This window comes from Desulfomicrobium norvegicum (genome assembly GCF_900114595.1).
GTDB classification, from domain to species: Bacteria; Desulfobacterota; Desulfovibrionia; order Desulfovibrionales; family Desulfomicrobiaceae; genus Desulfomicrobium; species Desulfomicrobium macestii.
Genome location: NZ_FOTO01000003.1, coordinates 24,125 through 42,265, shown reverse-complemented (window position 1 = coordinate 42,265; position 18,141 = coordinate 24,125). Strand labels below are relative to the sequence as shown.

16 protein-coding genes are annotated in these 18,141 nt (G+C 62.2%); 9 read left to right on the top strand and 7 right to left on the bottom strand.

Going from position 1 to position 18,141, the window contains the following annotated elements; translation table 11 throughout:
* Positions 1–6: 6 nt before the first annotated feature.
* From BMZ24_RS05995 to BMZ24_RS05980, 4 genes are all read right to left on the bottom strand, one after another.
* Positions 7–1,227 (bottom strand): glycoside hydrolase family 3 protein, encoded by a 1,221-nt coding sequence (locus BMZ24_RS05995; RefSeq protein ID WP_244150297.1) that lies wholly within the window; start codon positions 1,225–1,227, stop codon positions 7–9.
* A gap of 80 nt (positions 1,228–1,307) precedes the next feature.
* Positions 1,308–2,633 carry a TRAP transporter large permease gene (locus BMZ24_RS05990; RefSeq protein ID WP_092190317.1) on the bottom strand — a complete coding sequence of 442 codons (1,326 nt, stop codon included), beginning with the start codon at positions 2,631–2,633 and terminating at the stop codon, positions 1,308–1,310.
* A complete protein-coding gene (locus BMZ24_RS05985) occupies positions 2,630–3,166 on the bottom strand; it encodes a TRAP transporter small permease subunit (protein ID WP_092190315.1) in 537 nt (178 codons plus the stop codon). Before BMZ24_RS05985 ends, BMZ24_RS05990 begins: the two co-directional genes overlap by 4 nt.
* A 151-nt stretch (positions 3,167–3,317) precedes the next feature.
* Entirely contained in the window at positions 3,318–4,373 is a 1,056-nt protein-coding gene (locus tag BMZ24_RS05980) for a TRAP transporter substrate-binding protein (RefSeq protein ID WP_092190313.1), read from the bottom strand.
* A gap of 716 nt (positions 4,374–5,089) precedes the next feature.
* Here BMZ24_RS05980 and BMZ24_RS05975 point away from each other — a divergent pair.
* From BMZ24_RS05975 to BMZ24_RS05955, 5 genes are all read left to right on the top strand, one after another.
* Positions 5,090–6,073 (top strand): BMP family protein, encoded by a 984-nt coding sequence (locus tag BMZ24_RS05975; RefSeq protein ID WP_092190311.1) that lies wholly within the window; start codon positions 5,090–5,092, stop codon positions 6,071–6,073.
* Between the two features lie 44 nt (positions 6,074–6,117).
* A complete protein-coding gene (locus BMZ24_RS05970) occupies positions 6,118–7,647 on the top strand; it encodes an ABC transporter ATP-binding protein (RefSeq protein WP_092190309.1) in 1,530 nt (509 codons plus the stop codon).
* Positions 7,644–8,693, top strand: coding sequence for an ABC transporter permease (locus BMZ24_RS05965; protein WP_092190307.1), 1,050 nt, complete (start codon positions 7,644–7,646; stop codon positions 8,691–8,693). Before BMZ24_RS05970 ends, BMZ24_RS05965 begins: the two co-directional genes overlap by 4 nt.
* A 1-nt stretch (position 8,694) precedes the next feature.
* Positions 8,695–9,636, top strand: coding sequence for an ABC transporter permease (locus BMZ24_RS05960; RefSeq protein ID WP_092190305.1), 942 nt, complete (start codon positions 8,695–8,697; stop codon positions 9,634–9,636).
* 126 nt (positions 9,637–9,762) lie between these two features.
* Positions 9,763–11,031 (top strand): amidohydrolase family protein, encoded by a 1,269-nt coding sequence (locus BMZ24_RS05955; RefSeq protein ID WP_092190303.1) that lies wholly within the window; start codon positions 9,763–9,765, stop codon positions 11,029–11,031.
* Between the two features lie 23 nt (positions 11,032–11,054).
* On the opposite strand, the gene BMZ24_RS19775 is transcribed toward BMZ24_RS05955, so the two are convergent.
* The gene (locus BMZ24_RS19775; RefSeq protein WP_161949057.1) at positions 11,055–11,405 is read right to left on the bottom strand and encodes a GrlR family regulatory protein; all 351 of its coding nucleotides are present in this window, start codon (positions 11,403–11,405) and stop codon (positions 11,055–11,057) included.
* A gap of 242 nt (positions 11,406–11,647) precedes the next feature.
* Between BMZ24_RS19775 and BMZ24_RS05945 the strand changes: the two genes are divergently transcribed.
* Positions 11,648–12,784, top strand: a complete 1,137-nt coding sequence (locus BMZ24_RS05945; RefSeq protein WP_092190299.1) for an MFS transporter — start codon at positions 11,648–11,650, stop codon at positions 12,782–12,784.
* Positions 12,785–12,951: 167 nt separating this feature from the next.
* Here the strand turns inward: BMZ24_RS05945 and BMZ24_RS05940 are convergent, their stop codons facing one another.
* Positions 12,952–14,304 carry a sigma-54-dependent transcriptional regulator gene (locus BMZ24_RS05940; protein ID WP_092190297.1) on the bottom strand — a complete coding sequence of 451 codons (1,353 nt, stop codon included), beginning with the start codon at positions 14,302–14,304 and terminating at the stop codon, positions 12,952–12,954.
* Positions 14,301–16,055, bottom strand: coding sequence for a PAS domain-containing sensor histidine kinase (locus BMZ24_RS05935; RefSeq protein ID WP_092190295.1), 1,755 nt, complete (start codon positions 16,053–16,055; stop codon positions 14,301–14,303). Before BMZ24_RS05935 ends, BMZ24_RS05940 begins: the two co-directional genes overlap by 4 nt.
* A gap of 214 nt (positions 16,056–16,269) precedes the next feature.
* On the opposite strand from BMZ24_RS05935, the gene BMZ24_RS05930 reads away from it, so the two are divergent.
* From BMZ24_RS05930 to BMZ24_RS05920, 3 genes are all read left to right on the top strand, one after another.
* Positions 16,270–16,500: an SHOCT domain-containing protein gene (locus BMZ24_RS05930; RefSeq protein WP_244150296.1), complete on the top strand. Its 231-nt coding sequence runs from the start codon at positions 16,270–16,272 to the stop codon at positions 16,498–16,500.
* Between the two features lie 83 nt (positions 16,501–16,583).
* Positions 16,584–17,141 (top strand): periplasmic heavy metal sensor, encoded by a 558-nt coding sequence (locus BMZ24_RS05925; RefSeq protein ID WP_092190293.1) that lies wholly within the window; start codon positions 16,584–16,586, stop codon positions 17,139–17,141.
* Between the two features lie 111 nt (positions 17,142–17,252).
* Entirely contained in the window at positions 17,253–18,140 is an 888-nt protein-coding gene (locus tag BMZ24_RS05920) for a DMT family transporter (protein ID WP_092190291.1), read from the top strand.
* The last annotated feature ends 1 nt before the right edge of the window (position 18,141 follow it).

The window sequence follows — 18,141 nt, the reverse complement described above, 5'->3', positions numbered from 1 at the left end:
ACGCTGTCATGGCTGTACCTGCGGCCCCCAGGCAAGGCTGGTCAGGAGCTGCTGCTTGGCGGCCTGAATGCGCCGATGCGAGGCCTCGATCCGTTCGGCGGAGAGGCGTCCCTCCTCCACGGCCTTGACCAGGACATCGACGGCCTTGGGCACAATGTCGGGGTCGTAGTCCAGATTGTTGCCGAAAACCAGAATATCCACCCCGGCCTCAACAGCCAGGAGGATCGCTTCGTCCTGGCCGTAATGTTCGGCGATGGCCCTCATCTGCATGTCGTCGGAGACGATCACGCCCTCGAATCCCAAACGCTGCCGCAAAAGCCCCGTGAGCACGGCACTGGACAGGGTGCTCGGATGGTTCTCGTCGAACCGGCGCAAAAAAAGGTGTCCGGTCATGATCAGGGGGCTGGCCTTGAGCGGGATCAGCAGCTCATAGGGGCGCAGCTCCGCCGGGGTCCAGGTCTTGCTGATGTCGGTCAGCCCAAGATGCGAATCCGCCGTGGCGCTGCCATGCCCAGGGAAATGCTTGAGACAGGGCAAAACGCCCTGCGAGAGCAGCCCCCGGCTGAAGGCATGGGCATGGAGCGCGACTTGGTCTGGATCAGCGGAAAAACTGCGCTCCAGGGCTCCGATGGCCGGACTTTGCGGATTGACGTCCACATCCGCCACGGGCGCGAAATTCAGGTTCACGCCAAGGCCCGCCAGAAGCTTCCCGGTCCGTTCGCCTTCAAGTCGTGTCTGCTCCGGACTGCCCTGTCCCATGGCCTTGGCCGAAGGATTTGGCGCAAAGCCCCGATCCTCCCGGAAGCGCCGCACCCTTCCGCCTTCCTGGTCCACGGCGACAAAAAGCGTGGTCCGGGCGTTGGCCTGCAGGCTCGCGGTCAGCGCCCGAACCTGCCCGGGGCCTTGAATGTTGCGCTCCGTGCTTTTTAGCTGCACGTCGCGGTCAAAGAGGATCACGCCCCCCAGATTGTGCTCCCGAATGTCTCGCAGGATGGGCGAGTCGTTGTTCACCGCCGTCCCGCGAAAACCGACCAGCAGCATCTGCCCCGCCATGGCCCGAAGCGCGGACGTGTCCATGGCGAACCCGGACGAGGCCGGGATCAGGAACAGCATCGCTCCAAGAAAAAAAAGCATCCCGGTGGACGTTATGCCGTCATGAAAAACACCGGCAGGCCGTGGCTGCCGCACTCCGTTGAAAAGACGTTTGCCCGCCGGCCTATCAAACATCCCCACCATCCCTCGAATCATGTCGTTCCCCCCGTTGCTGATGGCCGGGAGGGAGCCTCCCGGCCGTGTTCGCGCATGTGTTACTTGGGAAAGTACAGCTCCGGCAAGTAGAGGGCGATCTGCGGAAAGGTGATGATGAGGCCGAGGCCGATCACCATCAGGGTGACGAAGGGCACGATGGAACCGTAGATGTCCACCAGGGTGACTTCCTTGGGAGCCATGGCCTTCATCAGGAAGAGGTTGTAGCCGAAGGGCGGCGTCATGTAGGCAATTTGGCAGGTCACCGTATAGAGCACCCCGTACCAGATGGGGTTGAATCCTAGAGCGATGATGAGCGGAATGTACAGCGGCGCGACGATGACCAGCATGGCCGTGTCGTCCAGAAACATGCCCATGATGATGTAGGAGACCTGCATCATGATCAGCACGCCCCAGGGGGACAGGCCCCATTTTTCCAGAAACAGGATCTCGATGGCGTGCACCGCGCCCAGCCCGTCGAAAACCGCTCCATAACAGAGGGCCGCAAGGATGATCCACATGAACATGCAACTCACGGACAGGGTCTTGTGCAGCGAGGCGTCGAGCACCGGACGGCTCAGCCGTCCCTTGGCCATGGCCGCGATCATGGCCGCGGCCGCGCCCACGGCGGAGCTTTCGACCAGACTGGTCACGCCCAGCATGAAAAGGCCGGTGACCATGAACACGATGGCTATGGGGACGATACCCGCACGCAAGAGCGCGATCTTCTCCCGGCGGGAAATGCTGGAACGCTCCTCGAAGGAAAGGGAGGGCCCAAGGGCCGGGTTGAGCTTGCAGCGGACCACGATGTAACCAATGAACAGCACCGCCAGCAAAAGCCCCGGAAACACTCCGGCCAGCCAGAGCTGGCTGACGGGCTGACGCGCGATCATGCCGTAGAGGACCAGCACGATGCTCGGCGGCACCATGATCCCGAGCGAGCTTCCGGCCTGGATCACGCCGGTGATCATCTTCTTGTCGTAGCCGCGCTTGAGCATTTCCGGCAGGGCTATGCTCGTGCCGATGGCCATGCCCGCGACGGACAGCCCGTTCATGGCCGAGATGGCGACCATGAGCACCACAGTGCCGATGGCCAGGCCGCCGTTCAGGGGGCCCATCCAGACGTGGAACATCTTGTAGAGGTCGTTGGCGATGCCCGATTCGCTGAGCATGTAGCCCATGAAGATGAAAAGCGGCAGGGTCAGGAGCGGAAACCAGTTCAGGAGCACCATGCTCGCGTTGAAAGGCATCTCCGAACCGCCGTCGCCCCACAGCAGGAGCGAAGCGGCCGCACCGACGAAACCCACCGCGCCGAAAACCCTCTGGCCGGTCAGAAGCAGCACCATGAGGGTCGTGCACATCAAAAGAGCGATCATTTCATAGCTCATGGCATCACGTCTCCGTAGGTTTTGAGCATGTCCACGCCCATGAATTTGGAGATGTCCTTGATGAGACGCGACACGCATTGCAGAATCATGAGCACGATGCCCACGACCATGATGATCTTGATCGGCGAGAGCGGCGGAGCCCAGGCGGAATAGTTCTTCTGCCCGTACTCAAGGGAATAGGCGGTGCTCGATATGCCGCCGTAGAGCAGCATGCCGAGATAGAAGAGCAGGAAAAAGGACGTGAGCGCATCGATGATGGCCCGCGTCTTTGGCGACCAGGTGCTGTAGAGCACGTCCATGCGCACGTGCCCGCGCAGAATGACCGAATAGCCCCCACCAAGAAGGTAGTAGGCGGCCATGGTGAACTGCGCCATCTCCACGGCCCAGACCACGGGAGAGTTGAGCATGCTTCGTGAAAACGACGCATAAAGAAGAATGAACATCATCACGAACATCAGATACATGGCCACCTTGCCGACCAGACGGTTCAAGGCGTCCACGTATTTCGTATATGTCACCAATGCTTTGAACACAGGGCACCTCGCAAAGGATTATGGCTGATCCCAGAGCGGCGGCCCTTCAGAGCGCACCGGGGGAATCGGTCCCCGAATCCGGGGAGCGGGAAAGGCCCGGCTCCATCGGGAGCCGGGCAGGTTCATTTCCGATCGGGGGGTTGCTGTCGCGTCAGGCGTAACGGTAGGGCTTGCCCGCCTTTTTCATGGTCTCGGTGTAATCCTTGAGGATCTGGACAACCTTTGCACAGCGGGGGCTGGTGGCCGCGATCTCGTCCCAGTACTTGATGGCTTCCGCCTCGACCTGGGCCCATTCCTCCTCGGGAATGGTGGTCAGCTCAAGCTTTCCGCCCTTGGTGCGGTAGTGTGCCTCTCCCCACCAGTACCAATGCTGACGGTAGTAATTGGAGCTGTCCATGGTGACCTTGAAGAGAGTCTTCAGATGCTCGGGAACCTGTTCCCACTTGTCGGAATTGGCGAAATAGGAACCGACCCAGGCACCGTTTATGTTATTGGTCAGATAGTATTTCGTCACATCGGCCCAGCCCACGGTGTAGTCCTCGGTGATTCCCGACCAGGCGATGCCGTCCAGCTCTCCAGTCTGCAGGGCCACCTCGACGTCTTCCCAAGGCAGGGTCACCGGCACCACGCCGAAACGCTGCATGAACTTGCCGCCGGTGGGAAAGGTGAAGACCCGCTTGCCCTTCAGGTCGGCAAGGGAGCGGATGGGCTGTTTGGTGGCGAAGTTGCACGGGTCCCAGGCGCCGGCGCCAAGCCAGGTCACGCCCTTGACTTCGCTGTAGGCCTCCTGCCAGATTTCGTTCAATCCGTAATGGTTGAAAAGGGTGGGCACATCGAGGGAGTAGCGCGTGGCAAAGGGAAAGTAGGCGGCGAAGACGGCCACATCGACGGGCGCGGCGATGGAGTCGTCGTCGCTCTGCACGGCGTCGATGGTTCCGCGCTGCATGGCCCTGAACAGTTCGGGCGTGGGCACGAGCTGGTCCGCGTTATAGAGTTCGATGACCATGTCGCCGCTTGCGATCTTGTTGAATGCGTCGATCTGCGGCTTGATGACATGCTCGGCCAGGGCAGGTCCGGCATAGGTCTGAAGACGCCAGCGGATAGGCGTTTTTTTGGACGCGTGCACAAAAGGCGCGTTGACCACGGTTGATGCCGCAGCGGCCGTGGCTCCAAGGCCAGCCATTTTGACGAAATCTCTTCTTTTCATGAGTCCTGCTCCGTGTTGACCGTTTCTGTATAAAAACCAAAAATTATCGCTTTTTTGGCGTTCCATGAATGGCTTTCCATTCTCATGACGCTTGCGTCAGCGCATGTCCCTGCTGACAAACCTGAAAAAAGCAATAACTCGGCCAATACTTTTCAATTTTGAATTTAACTCATGATTACGCTAAGTAATGACTTATTAATCTATCAAAAAACTCGTATTTCCAGAATAAATGTCGTATTTTTTGCCCAATTGAGTCACATTTCAAGATGTTATTTTACAAAATTGAATAAAATTGTCATACACGCTCTTTGCGCACCAACTCGGGACACCCGAAACTGGTTCGAGAGGAACCGAAAACAAGCGCCAAAACATCCCTCCCCGCCCTTTGAAAAAAAAATCCTTTCGGAATCGCACAACATTTTCACTTGTGACCAAAAATTATCCATTTTTGTAATTAATAATTTTCGGAATTGACCCGTACCGCCCACGAATACCTGCGAAACCGATCGGTTCCGAGCAGCGCATACCCTTTTTTCATGGACAAAAGTTGCGCCATTGGGCATCAGCCGTATGACACAAAGTCCGGTCTTTCACCTCTCGCGGACCGGGTGCGGACCGAACGCAAAGCGCACCGTGCCTGCCTGAATCCTCTGGCATGCATACTGCTAATACCGGTCTGGCCCTTCTCCACACAATCTTGAAACACGAGGACACAAATGAAACGTACCCTGTTCCTGGCCGTGCTCGGCCTGGCATTGTTCATGGGCAGCACGGCCATGGCCGAAAAAATCAAGGTCGCGGGCATTTACACCCAGCCCATCCAGCAGAAATGGGACGCGACCCTGCACAAGGCTCTTTTAAAGGCCGAAGCGGCCGGTGAAATCGAATATGTCTGGAGCGAAAAAGTCTCCAATACCGACTACATCCGTGTCCTGCGCGAATACTCCGAAGCCGGCGTGCAACTCATCGTGGGCGAGGCCTTCGGCATCTCCCGCGACGTGCGCAAGGTGGCCAAGGATTACCCGAACGTGGCCTATCTCATGGGTGACACCTTCGGTCCCGACGGCGCAAATCTGTCCGTCTTCGACAACTACATCCACGAGCCCTGCTACCTCATGGGCATGATCGCGGGTTCCATGAGCAAATCGGGCAAGATCGGCATGGTCGGCGGCTACCCCATCGGTGAAGTGAACCGCCTCTTTCACGCCTTCATGGCCGGCGCCAAGGCCGTCAATCCGGCCGTCCAGTTCAAGGTCTCCTTCATCGGCTCCTGGTACGATCCGCCAAAAGCCAAGGAATTTGCCTACGCCCAGGTCGAGTCCGGCGTGGACGTGCTCTACGCCGAGCGCTCCGGAGTGGTCGATGCCGCCCGCGAAAAGGGCATCATCGCCTTCGGCAACGTCAATGACATGAACAAGGAAGAAAACGGCCAGGGCGTGGTCGTGACCTCCGCCCTGTGGCACATGGAAGCGGCCCTGAACCACGCCATCGAGCGGGTCAAGGCCGGAACCTTCGCCGCCGAGGACTATCGGGAATGGACCATGATGGCCAAGGGCGGAGCCTCCCTGGCGCCCCTCCACGACTTCGAGGACAAGGTCCCCGCCGACGTCAAGGCCAAGATCGCCGAGACCGAAGCCGCCATCAAGGCCGGAACCCTGGTCATCGAAATCAACGACGACGAACCCAAATCCACCTTCTGATCCCAAGGGGGCCGAAACCGTTCGGCCCCCTTTTCCCGGCAATCATGTCCATCACACCTTTGCTGAAACTTTCCGGCATAACCAAGAATTTCGGTGCGCTCAAAGCCAACGACGACATCTCCCTGACCCTGGCCCAAGGCGAAATGCTGGCCCTGCTCGGAGAAAACGGCGCAGGCAAGACCACCCTCATGTCCATCCTCTTCGGACACTACGTGGCCGACGCCGGCAACGTGGAAGTGCAGGGCAAACCCCTGCCCCCTGGATCGCCCCGGGCCGCGCTCGAAGCGGGCGTGGGCATGGTCCACCAGCACTTCACCCTGGCCGGAAACATGACCGTGCTCGAAAACATCATGCTCGGCACAGAATCCCTGTGGGGGCTGCGCCGGGGTTCGGCACGCGCCCTGGCCAAGCTGGGGTCGCTCATGGACCGCTTCAGACTGCACGTAAATCCGCACGCCTTGGTACGCGGCCTGTCCGTGGGCGAACGGCAACGGGTCGAAATCCTGAAGGTCATGTACCGGGACGCACGCATCCTCATCCTCGACGAACCCACTGCCGTGCTCACCCCGCAGGAAAGCGACCATCTCTTCGCCACCCTGCGCGGTCTCGTCGAGCAAGGGCTGAGCGTCATCTTCATCACCCACAAGCTGCGCGAAGTCATGGCCGCCAGCGACCGCTGCGTGGTGCTGCGCCATGGTCGCGTGGTGCTTGAGACTCCCACCGGACAGACCTGCGCCGAGGAACTGGCCAAGGCCATGGTCGGAGCCAACATCCCGAAGGCCACACGCAGCAAGCTCACGCCCGGCGAGGAGGTCCTTTTTCTGGACCGCGTCCGCGCCGACGCCCCGGACCGCAGACCTGGCCTGTGCGAACTGTGCCTTTCCGTGAAGGCCCACGAAGTCCTCGGCATCGCGGGCGTCTCCGGAAACGGCCAGGCGCTTCTGGCGGACCTCTTGTCCGGCCTTGTCGCCCCGAGCGGGGGCAGCGTGGTGCTGCGCGGGCAGACCGTGAGCCGCCCAAGCCCGGCGGCCATGATCCGAGCCGGCGTCGGCCGCGTGCCCGACGACCGCACCGGGACGGGCCTGGTTGCGGACATGACGGTCATGGAAAACCTGTCCACGGAGATCTACCGCCTGCCCGGTTTCTCCAGGCGCGGCATGCTCAACTTCAAGGCCCTGTCGTCCCGGGCCGCGCAGCTCATGGAGGTCTTCGACATCCGCTGCTCTGGCAAGGACGCCCCGGTGCGCAAACTTTCCGGCGGGAACATGCAAAAACTCATCCTGGCCCGGATCCTGTCGCAGGGGCCCCACCTCATCCTGGCCAACCAGCCGACCTGGGGCCTTGATGTCGGGGCCACGGCCGCCGTGCACCAGCATCTTCTGGACGCCGCCCGGCGCGGGGCCGGAGTAGTCCTCATTTCCGAGGACCTGGACGAACTCTTCCAACTCTCCGACCGCATCCAGGTCATGTACCAGGGCCGTCTTTCCCCTCCGGAAAACACGGCCACCGTGGACCGGGCCAAGCTCGGACTCATGATGAGCGGCCAAACCTTCGACCACAGGGGGTTCGCATGAGATTCGAACCCCGCGAATCAGTAACCCTCGGCTGGCAAGTCGGCGCGCCGCTCCTGGCCGTGCTCGGTTCCATGCTGCTCTGCTCCGGACTCATCCTCTGGGCCGGAGCGGACCCCTTGAGCGCATGGCGGCTCCTCATCAAAGGGGCCATGGGTTCAACCTTCGCCCTGACCGAGACCCTGACCCGCGCCACCCCGCTCATCTTCACCGGCCTTGCCGCGGCCGTGGCCTTCAGGGCCAAGCTCTGGAACATCGGCGGCGAAGGCCAGTTCTATGTCGGGGCCTGCATGGCCACCTGGCTCGGAACGGGGATAATCACCCTGCCCGCCTGGCTCATGATCCCCTTTCTCTTCCTGTCCGGTGCCCTGGCCGGAGGCCTGTTCCTGCTCATCCCGACCTGGCTCAAGACGCACCTCAAGGCCGACGAGGTGGTCACCACCCTGCTCCTCAATTTCGTGGTCCTGCTGGTCGTCAACTGGCTGGTTTTCGGCCCCTGGAAAGACCCCATGGCCATGGGCTGGCCCCAGGCCGCCCCCGTCATCGACCAGGCCATGCTGCCCATCCTGATCCCCAAGTCGAGCCTGCACCTCGGATTCATCCTGGCCCTGGCCTGCGCCCTGGCGGTCTGGTGGATGATGCGCTTCACCATCTGGGGCTTCGAAATCCGGGCGGTCGGCGCAAGCCTCAAGGCCAGCACCTTCGCGGGTATGCCCGTGCAGGCCACCATCATCCGCACCGCGCTCCTGAGCGGCGGACTCGCCGCCATGGCCGGGGTCAGCGAACTGTGCGGCGTGAAGGGCTACCTGACCCTCGATCTGTCCCCGGGATTCGGCTACTCCGGCATCGTCGTGGCCATGCTGGCCGCCCTGCATCCCCTCGGAGTGGTGCTCTCGGCCATCTTCATCGCCGTCATCTACATCGGCGCCGATTCCATGAGCCGCGCCATCACCATCTCCAACTACATCGCGGACGTGACCACGGCAGTGAGCCTGCTCATGGTGCTCCTGGCCATGTTTCTGACCCGCTACCGCATCCGCTGGAAATAACATGGACATCCTCTCCCTTTTTCTCGAAACCGGATTCTGGCTGGCCACCGTGCGCATGGCTACCCCGCTCATCTTCGGCACCATGGGCGAACTCATCTGTGAACGGGCCGGAGTCCTGAACCTCGGCATCGAGGGCATCATGGCCGCCGGATGCATGTCCGGCTGGACCTGGGTCTTCCTGGGCGGAACCCTCTGGGGCGGCGTGCTCTTCGCCGCCATGGTCGGCGCGTGCCTCGGCCTCCTGCACGCGGTCTTCACTGTGCATCTGGGCCTCTCCCAGCATGTCACCGGCCTCGGCATCACCATGCTCGGCGCGAGCTTAAGCTCCTTCGTCTTCCGCATGCTCCTGCCCCAGGTCACCACCCCGCCCAAGATCACCCCCTTCGCGCCGCTGGACATCCCGTTGCTCTCCGGCCTGCCCTTCATCGGCCCGGTCCTCTTCAGCCAGACCGCGCTGACGCTCCTGGCCTTCGTCCTGGTCGGCGTCACGGCCTACGTGCTGCTGCGCACACCGCTCGGCCTGGCCCTGCGCATGGTCGGCGAACACCCGCTGGCCGCCGAGGCGCAAGGCCTCTCGGTCCTGGGCCTGCGCACCGGCGCGGTCATGGTCGGCTCGGCCTTCATGGCCGTGGGCGGCGCGTTCCTGACACTGGCCGCCTTCGACGCCTACTACATCGGCATGGTCAACGGCCGGGGCTGGATCTGCATCGCGCTGGTCGTCTTCTCCTCCTGGAAACCCGGCAAGGCGCTCCTCGGCGCGCTCCTCTTCGCCGCCTTCGACGCCATCCAGATGCGCGTGCAACAACAATCCATGACCGGCATCCCCTACCAGTTCTACCTGATGCTGCCCTACATCTGCTCCATCCTCGCCCTCATCGTCATGTCCCGCAAAGCCGCCTACCCGAAGGCTTTGCTGGTTCCCTTTCGCAAAGGTGAGAGATAGGTGAGGGAAGAAGAGACGCGGGGCGCCGCCCCACATCCCGCAAGGGACTCGTCCCTTGACCCGATTATGGGGTGCAGGGGATCATCCCCTGCCCGCCGGAGGCACTCTTAATACGAGGTGATTACAATGCTGGATCTGCTTATCATCAACGCCGCCCTGCCCGGTCAGGATTCGCTGACCGAGATCGGCTGCAAGGACGGCCGGATTGTTGCCGTCGAACCGAGCATCAAGGCCGAGGCTGCCGAGACCATTGACGCCAAGGGATATCTAGTCACCGCGCCTTTCGTGGACAGCCATTTTCACATGGACGCGACCCTGTCCGCGGGGCTGCCGCGCAGGAACGAGACCGGCACGCTGCTGGAAGGCATCCGCATCTGGGGCGAGCTCAAGCCCGATCTCACGGCCGAGGCGATCAAGGACCGGGCCATGAAGCTGCTGCATTGGTCCGTGGCCAAGGGAAACCTGGCCATCCGCACGCATGTGGACACCACGGACCCGAGCCTCATGGCCGTGGACGTGCTTTTGGAAGTACGCGAAGAGATGAAGGATTTCGTGGACATCCAGCTGGTGGCCTTTCCTCAGGACGGAGTGCTTCGTTCGCCGAACGGGTTGGAACTGCTGGAACGGGCGCTGGACAAGGGCGTGGATGTCGTGGGCGGCATCCCGCATTTCGAGCGGACCATGGACCAGGGGCGGGAGTCGGTACGGGTGCTGTGCGAGCTGGCCGCAAAACGGGGGCTCATGGTGGACATGCACTGCGACGAGTCCGACGATCCGCTCTCAAGGCATGTGGAGAGCCTGGCCCATGAGACCCAACGGCTGGGACTGCACGGCCGGGTCACGGGATCGCATCTGACGAGCATGCATTCCATGGACAATTATTACGTGTCGAAGCTGATGCCGCTCATGGCCGAAGCGCGGATGCACTGCGTGTGCAACCCGCTGGTGAACATGAATCTGCAGGGCCGACACGACACGTATCCCAAGAGGCGGGGGCTCATGCGCGTGCCGGAGCTGATGGCCATGGGCATCAACGTGGCCTTCGGCCACGACGACGTCATGGATCCGTGGTATCCCATGGGCACCCACGACATGCTCGAAGTGGCGCACATGGGGGCGCACGCCCTGCACATGACCGGAACGGAAGGGCTTGAAAAGATGTTCGCGGCGGTGACCACGAACGGGGCCAAGGTTCTGGGGCTGAACGGTTACGGACTTGAGCCCGGCTGCAAGGCGGACATGGTCATCCTGCAGGCGGCAAACGAACTCGAAGCGCTGCGCCTGCGTCCGGCGCGGCTGTGGGTCATTCGCCGGGGCAAGGTCATAAGCCGGACCCCGGAAGTGGTGGCGAGCGTGGACCTGGGCAAGGGCGAAGAACTGGTGGACTTCACATAAAAGGGGGATGGCCTTGGCGTCCTTCACCGAGGCCCTTCATCCGTCAATTCTTCGAGCCACTGCCCGCTGATGCGCAGATGTACCACATGGTGCCCATGCGCGTGCCCTTCCAGCTCGAAAGAGCGGGACGATGCATCATGGCGACCATCAATGGCCAGATTGCCCGCTTTGAACATGCCCAGATCCGGCGGAGCCTGTGGATTCCATTTGCGCACGACCAGATTCCCGCGCACGGCCCCATCCAGCACTGTCAACCGCCCCTGCCAGACATAACCCGGCCCGCCGCCGTTCACGAATCCCTGCCTGACGACCGCCACGCCTTCTTCGGACTTGTCGTATGCCTCAAGGCGCAGCCAGTACATCCCATCCTGCATCATAAACCTCCCTTGTTTTTCCGGCAGGCATATGCCGGCCGGCAGGACCTTGCATTGTGCCGCATGGTTGCCGCAAAAGCAAACCGGCGAGAAATTCACCCGATCCCGAACTTGACACCCGCCGCCAACCGTCTCATGCCGTTCCCTCGACCATGCGCCCGGCCCCATGAGACGCGGCGTCCGGTCATCTTCACGGCAATGAACAACCATCCACGCCTGACGGCGCATCGGGACATACGCCCATGAACACCCCGCAAAACCGGCCCATGTATCTCTTCCTCATCGGGCTTGCCGTTCTGAGCGCCCTCGGCTTCCAGGGCTGGCGCACGCTTTTCAACAACTACGCCGTGGAAATCGCGCAGGTGACCGGCCAGCAGATGGGCGTCATCCAGGGCCTGCGCGAGGTACCGGGCTTCCTGGCCCTGCTCGTGATCTACCTGCTGCTCTTCGTGCGCGAGCATCGCCTGGCGGCGCTCTCGCTCATGGTCATGGGCCTGGGCGTGATCATGACCGGCCTCATGCCCACCTACACCGGTCTGGTCGTGGCCACCCTGGTCATGTCCTTCGGCTTCCACTACTATGAAACCCTGAACCAGTCCCTGACCCTGCAGTACTTCGACATCACCCAGAGTCCCGTGGTCATGGGCAGACTGCGCGCCGTGGGATCGGCCGCGAACATCGTCATCGGGCTCATCTTCCTGCTGGTCGTGAATCATGTCACCTACCAGACCCTGTACGTGACCCTGGGCATCTTCATCATGGGGGGCGCCGCGTTCTTCCTGCTCGTCAATCCCACTCGCAAGGATCTCCCGCTGCAGCGCAAAAACATGGTCCTGCGCTCGCGCTACTGGCTCTTCTACGTCCTGACCTTCCTGTCCGGGGCCAGGCGGCAGATCTTCGTGGCCTTCGCCGTGTTCCTGATGGTCAAGAAGTTCGGATACACCGTCTCGGAAGTGGCCATGCTTTTCATGCTCAACAACGCCGTGAACTACTTCCTGAGCCCCATGATCGGCCGCGCCGTGAACCGCTTCGGGGAGCGCAGGGTGCTGACCCTGGAGTACGCCAGCCTGTTCTTCGTCTTCCTCGGCTACGCCTTCACCGACAGCAAACTCATGGTGGCCGTCCTCTACATCCTCGATCACATCTTCTACAATTTCGCCATGGCCATCCGCTCCTTCTTCCAGAAAATCGCCGACCCGCGCGACATCGCGCCGAGCATGGCCGTGGGCTTCACCATCAACCACATCGTGGCCGTCGTCATCCCCATCGCCGGAGGCCTGCTCTGGATGGTGGACTACCGCATCCCCTTCGTGGGCGGCGCGGTGCTGAGCCTCGTATCCCTGGCCTTCGTGCAGTGCATCCGCACGGAGAAAAGGTGAAACTTGCGCCGAAGCCCGCGCCTCGAAAGCCCTGCGCCAGAAACAGCAAACGCCCCGGTTCCAAGGAGCCGGGGCGTTCTTTGGCCTGAATCAAAAAAATACGTCTTCTCAATATGTTATGCGCCTGACCACGGTTTGTGGCCGGTTTGCGGCAGACCTGGGCGCGGTCACTCCCCGTATCTGTTCAGCTTGGCGTGCAGCGTCTTGCGGGTGATGCCCAGACGGCGGGCGGCCTCACTCTTGTTGCCGCCGGCTGCCTCCAGCGCATCGAGGATGGCCCGCCGTTCCAGTTCTTCCAGGGTGAGATGCCCGAAACCGCCTTCAAGACTTTGCTCTTCCCCTCCGACAAGTGTTGGCGGCAGCTCGCGTTCGCCCACGTATTCGCCAAGGGCCAGGACCACGGCCCGCTCCACCGCATTCTCCAGTTCGCGCACATTGCCTGGCCACGAATGCTTGAGGAGACGATCCATGGCCTCGGGGGTGAAGCCCTTGATACGCTTATCGTTCGTATCGGCGAACCGTTTGAGGAAGTGCGCCGCCAAAAGCGGGATGTCCTCCTCGCGATCACGCAGTGGAGGCAAGGCCAGGGCGACCACGTTCAGGCGGTAGTAGAGGTCCTGGCGGAAGCGTCCCGCCTCAACCTCGGCCAGGAGGTCGCGGTTGGTGGCGGCCACGATGCGCACGTCGACCTTGAGAGTCTGGTCTCCGCCCACTCGCTGGATCTCGCGCTCCTGGATGACCCGCAGCAGCTTGACCTGCATGGACAGGGGCATCTCGCCGATCTCGTCGAGAAAGATCGTGCCCTTGTCCGCCGCCAAAAAACGCCCCTCCCGCCGCCGCTCCGCCCCGGTGAAGGCGCCCTTCTCGTGGCCGAAGAGCTCGGACTCGAGCAGGGTCTCGGTCAGGGCCGCGCAGTTCACGGCAATGTACGGCCCCTTGCGGCGCGGGCTGTTGGCGTGGATGGCCCGGGCGATGAGCTCCTTGCCCGTGCCCGATTCGCCCGTGATCATCACCGTGGCTTCGGACGGGGCGATGGTCGCCAGCATCTCCATAAGGCGATGCATGGGCAGGCTCTGTCCGATCATCCCTCCGGAATCGAAGGAAGCTGACAGGGTCTGGCGCAACGCCCTGTTCTCGTCGCGCAGGGCGGCGTGGTCCAGGGCGCGATCCATGGTCTGGCGGAGGTCCTCGAAATCCAGGGGCTTGGTCAGATAGTCGTAGGCCCCGGCCTTGATGGCCTCCACCGCAGTCTCGACGTTGGAGTAGGCGGTCATGATCAAGATGGGGATGGCCGGGTTGTAGCCCTTGATTTCCCTGAGCGCCTCGATACCGGAGATACCGGCCATGCGCACGTCCATGAGAATGAGATCGTAGGCGCGCTCCCGGCAGCGGTCGACGGCCGTCTCGCCGTCCTCTGCCCCCTCCACGCGGAAGCCCCAGTCGGCCAGCAGGGTCGTGAGCATGTTGCGGTGGCCGGGATCGTCGTCGACGACAAGTACGGTGATTCGGGATGGTTTCATGCGCTTCTCCCGGTCAGGGGCAGCAGGATGGTGAAGGCCGAGCCCCTGCCCACGGTGCTTTCGACCTTGATGTCCGCGCCGTGGGCTTCGACGATGCGGTGCACCACGGCCAGTCCGAGGCCGGTGCCGGTGCCTTTGGTCGTGAAATAGGGGTTGAAGATTTCCTTGAGGACATCCGGAGGCATCCCGCTCCCCGTATCCTCGATGCGCAAGGCCACGGCTCCGGCCTCGGCGTCGAGGGTGGAGGCGATCCGCAGCTCGCCTCCCGGCTCCATGGCCTGGACGGCATTGAGGAACAGGTTGAGCAAGGCCTGGGTCAGGCGCTCGGCATCAATGGGAACCGGCGGCAGGGATGCATCGCGGACAAAGTCCACCGTTACGCCCTTGGCCTCGATATCCGCCCTGACCAGGCGCAGAGCCCGTTCCACGACCTCTTCGAGGTCCCGGTCCCGCAGCGTCGCCTCGCCGGGCCGGGCGAACTCCAGCAACTCCGAAACGACGCGGTTCAGGCGGTCCGTCTCCTGGACCATGGCTCGCGCGGCCTCCCTGTCCTGCCCCTGAACCTTCCCGGCGAGATATGTGGCGAAGCCCTTGATGGAGCTCAGGGGGTTGCGAATCTCGTGGGCCACGCCGGCGGCCAGGTTTCCCAGGGCGGAAAGGCGCTCGTTGCGCCGCACCTGCTCCTGCAGGCGGCGCAGCTCCCCAAGGTCGCGCAGCAGAAAGAGATGGCCCAGAAAACGGCCGTCGCTGCTCACGATGCGCGACGCGGCCACACTGACCGGGACACTGCGCCCCCCCGGAACCTCAAATCCCGTGTCCCGCTCCAACACGCTGTCCCGGCCCGCGAGTTCAGAGACCACCCCCTCCCAGTCCAGTCCCCCGAGGCTGGTGAGCATTTCGCCGTCCATCCCCTCTGCCTGCCTGCCGAACAGTGCGGCGGCTGCGGAATTGACCAGGGCGACCCGTCCCTCCCGATCCGTGGTCAAGAGCCCCAGGGGCAGGCAGGTGACGACCTCCGATGCGAACGCCTGCGTATCCTTCAGCAGGCGGCGCGAGTGCCGGGAGCGTTCGGCCCAGAAGAGCGCCATGAAACCTCCAGCGCCGAAGAACACCGTCAGCAGGGCGATGATGGCGCTGGTGCGGAGCTCGTCGGCCATGGCCTCATCCAGCGGACCCGCGTCCAGGCCGACGAAGATGACCGCGTGGTCGCGCGCGTTTTCCATGTGTGGATGGCCCGCGCCGCTACGCCCGTCCCCCGCCATGGGGCCGCACCACATGGAATGGGGCATGCCCGGCAGCGGCGAAAACGACTTGTAGGCCTCAAAGACCCGAGTCCCTTCCGCGTCTTGCCGGAAATGCCCCCGCCGCAGGTCTCCCGGCGAGATGCCCGACAGGGACTCGCTCGAATGCAGGCTCGAACCGATGCGGGAGGCGTCGCTGTGGGCCAGAATCTTGCCTTGCTCGTCGGTCACGGCCAGATAGACGATGCCATGCTGCCTGGCCGTTTCCTCCACCAGCGACTGGAAATACCCCGGGCCACCGTGCATGCCCATGCCGATGCGCGTCCCGGCCTCCAGGGCCCAGAAAAGGGCGTCGGCATGGTCGAGATAGTTTGCGAGCATGTGCGATTTGGTTCGCTGGACATTGCGCACCGCGAAAAAGCCGACCGCGAGCCCGAGGATGAGCACAAGGCCCGCCATGAGCCAGGGCGCTGTTCTTGTCCGCTTCGTTGTGCCGGAAAATGTGTTCATCGATCACCTCATGCCCGCACATGTAACTTTTTTACCCGTATTGTCCAGACAACTGTCACCACTTTACCCGCCCTCAAGTCCGCAGGCTGTACACTGCGCCTTCTTTTTTTACAAATTCTTTATGATTTCAATATATTGAAACAAAAAGCCAGCCTTGGCACGCCCCTTGCTTTACAAGATGCAGAACACGACGAACAACGCGGAGGAGAACATCATGTGGAATTGCGGCACACTCCCCTGGTCCGGGGGCTGGATGATCGGACACTCCCTCTGGGGATTTCTGCTTCTGGTCGGCCTGGGGGCACTGCTCTGGGCGGCCTTCAGACCCAGACGGACGCCAGGCCCCAAGGCGGACAGGTCCGACTCCCTGGAGATACTCAAGCTCCGGCTGGCCCGGGGCGAGATCACCATCGAAGAGTACAACACATTGAAATCGATGATCTGAGACGTTCACGACGAGATCAGGAAGCAAACACTTCCGGCCTTTCCGGCCGGAATCAGACACCAATAACATCAAGGAGAATTCACATGAAAACGTACCGTAACACCATCGCCACGATCCTGACTCTGGCTTTCGTCACCGCCTTTGCCGGCCTTGCCGCGGCGCAGGGGCATGGAATGAAGGGCGGCATGCAGCACGGAACAATGGGCGGCATGACCCCGGAAAAACAGGCTGTAATGCAGAAGCTGCACGCGGATTACGACGCGGCAACAGCCGATCTCAGGAAACAGCTTTTCGCCAAGGAATCCGAACTGAACGCCGAACTCTACGGTGAAAGAACCGACGAGAAAAAAGTCGAGGCTCTGACCAATGACATCAATGCACTCAACGCAAAGATCTTCGCCGAGCGGATCAGGATGCACAAGGTCATGGCCAAGGAAGGGATCATGCCCATGGGTGGCAAGGGCATGATGGGCGGAATGGGCGACTGCCCCATGATGGGCGGTGGCATGAATCACGGCAAAATGGGTGGCGGCATGCAGCACGGCATGATGGGCGGAATGATGCATGGCATGCCCGGCAACGGCACCGCCGGACAGGCCCCCGTGGATCACTCGGCCCATGGCACCCCGGCCCAGCAGTAACCGGCGCGCCGTCAGCGGCGCACTGAACCCTCGACAATTCCCCCGAGTTCGAACAGACTCGGGGGAATTGTCCGTTGTACCGTCCCTATCCACCCTGTTGCCTGAAATCCCATGAACATATCACCCTCCCTACGCGGCGCCCTTTTCGCCCTCGGCGCGACCGTCATCTGGTCCGGCAACTTCATCGTGGCCCGCAGCCTGAACCAGAGCGTCGAGCCCGCCACCCTCTCCCTTTTGCGATGGGCCACGGCCTTTCTGGGGCTTTTGCCGTTCGCCTGCCGCGCGGCATGGTCACAGCGCGCGGCCATCAAGCAGAGCATGCCGGCCATGATTCCCATGGCGCTCCTCGGCGTCACGACCTTCAATGCCCTGCTCTACAAGGCGGCCCACACCACCTCGGCCCTGAATCTTTCGCTCATCGCCACGTCCACGCCGGTGTTCATCATTCTCCTGGCCCGCATCTTTCTGCGCGAAAGCCTGACCGTCCGAAAAATGACCGGCCTGACCGTTGCGCTGGCAGGGGTCGTGTTGCTCATTACCGGTGGCGACCCAAAGCGCCTGACCAGCCTGGAATTTTCCATCGGGGATCTGTGGATGAGCCTGGCCGCCGTGATCTTTGCAGCCTACAGCATTCTGGTGCGCCGTTTCCCGGGCGGCCTGAGCCAGTCCGTGTTTCTGCTGACGCTTTTCGGCACGGGCATCATTTTCCTGATCCCCTGGGCAGGATGGGAGATCTTCACTCATGGACTCCCGTCGGTCACCCTCGGCGCGGCAGGCGCCATCCTCTACGTTGGCCTCGGCGCGTCGCTGGCCGCCTACGCCATGTGGAACAGCGCCGTGACCTCCATCGGCCCGTCCCTGGCCGGGCTCATCTACTATACCCTGCCGCTTTTCAGCGGAGTCTCGGCCTTTGTGCTGCTTGGCGAACCCATGGGCCTTATCCATCTGGGCAGCGCCGGCTGCATCCTCGGCGGCATTCTGCTGGCCACGCGCGGATAAA

Excerpts from the sequence above, each read along its gene's own strand:
- BMZ24_RS05995 (WP_244150297.1), bottom strand. The coding sequence starts at position 1,227 with ATGTTTGATAGGCCGGCGGGCAAACGTCTTTTCAACGGAGTGCGGCAG.
- BMZ24_RS05970 (WP_092190309.1), top strand. The coding sequence starts at position 6,118 with ATGTCCATCACACCTTTGCTGAAACTTTCCGGCATAACCAAGAATTTC.
- BMZ24_RS05980 (WP_092190313.1), bottom strand. The coding sequence starts at position 4,373 with ATGAAAAGAAGAGATTTCGTCAAAATGGCTGGCCTTGGAGCCACGGCC.
- BMZ24_RS05935 (WP_092190295.1), bottom strand. The coding sequence starts at position 16,055 with ATGAACACATTTTCCGGCACAACGAAGCGGACAAGAACAGCGCCCTGG.
- BMZ24_RS05930 (WP_244150296.1), top strand. The coding sequence starts at position 16,270 with ATGTGGAATTGCGGCACACTCCCCTGGTCCGGGGGCTGGATGATCGGA.
- BMZ24_RS05925 (WP_092190293.1), top strand. The coding sequence starts at position 16,584 with ATGAAAACGTACCGTAACACCATCGCCACGATCCTGACTCTGGCTTTC.
- BMZ24_RS05960 (WP_092190305.1), top strand. The coding sequence starts at position 8,695 with ATGGACATCCTCTCCCTTTTTCTCGAAACCGGATTCTGGCTGGCCACC.
- BMZ24_RS05965 (WP_092190307.1), top strand. The coding sequence starts at position 7,644 with ATGAGATTCGAACCCCGCGAATCAGTAACCCTCGGCTGGCAAGTCGGC.
- BMZ24_RS05920 (WP_092190291.1), top strand. The coding sequence starts at position 17,253 with ATGAACATATCACCCTCCCTACGCGGCGCCCTTTTCGCCCTCGGCGCG.
- BMZ24_RS05945 (WP_092190299.1), top strand. The coding sequence starts at position 11,648 with ATGAACACCCCGCAAAACCGGCCCATGTATCTCTTCCTCATCGGGCTT.
- BMZ24_RS05955 (WP_092190303.1), top strand. The coding sequence starts at position 9,763 with ATGCTGGATCTGCTTATCATCAACGCCGCCCTGCCCGGTCAGGATTCG.
- BMZ24_RS19775 (WP_161949057.1), bottom strand. The coding sequence starts at position 11,405 with ATGCAGGATGGGATGTACTGGCTGCGCCTTGAGGCATACGACAAGTCC.
- BMZ24_RS05975 (WP_092190311.1), top strand. The coding sequence starts at position 5,090 with ATGAAACGTACCCTGTTCCTGGCCGTGCTCGGCCTGGCATTGTTCATG.
- BMZ24_RS05990 (WP_092190317.1), bottom strand. The coding sequence starts at position 2,633 with ATGAGCTATGAAATGATCGCTCTTTTGATGTGCACGACCCTCATGGTG.
- BMZ24_RS05940 (WP_092190297.1), bottom strand. The coding sequence starts at position 14,304 with ATGAAACCATCCCGAATCACCGTACTTGTCGTCGACGACGATCCCGGC.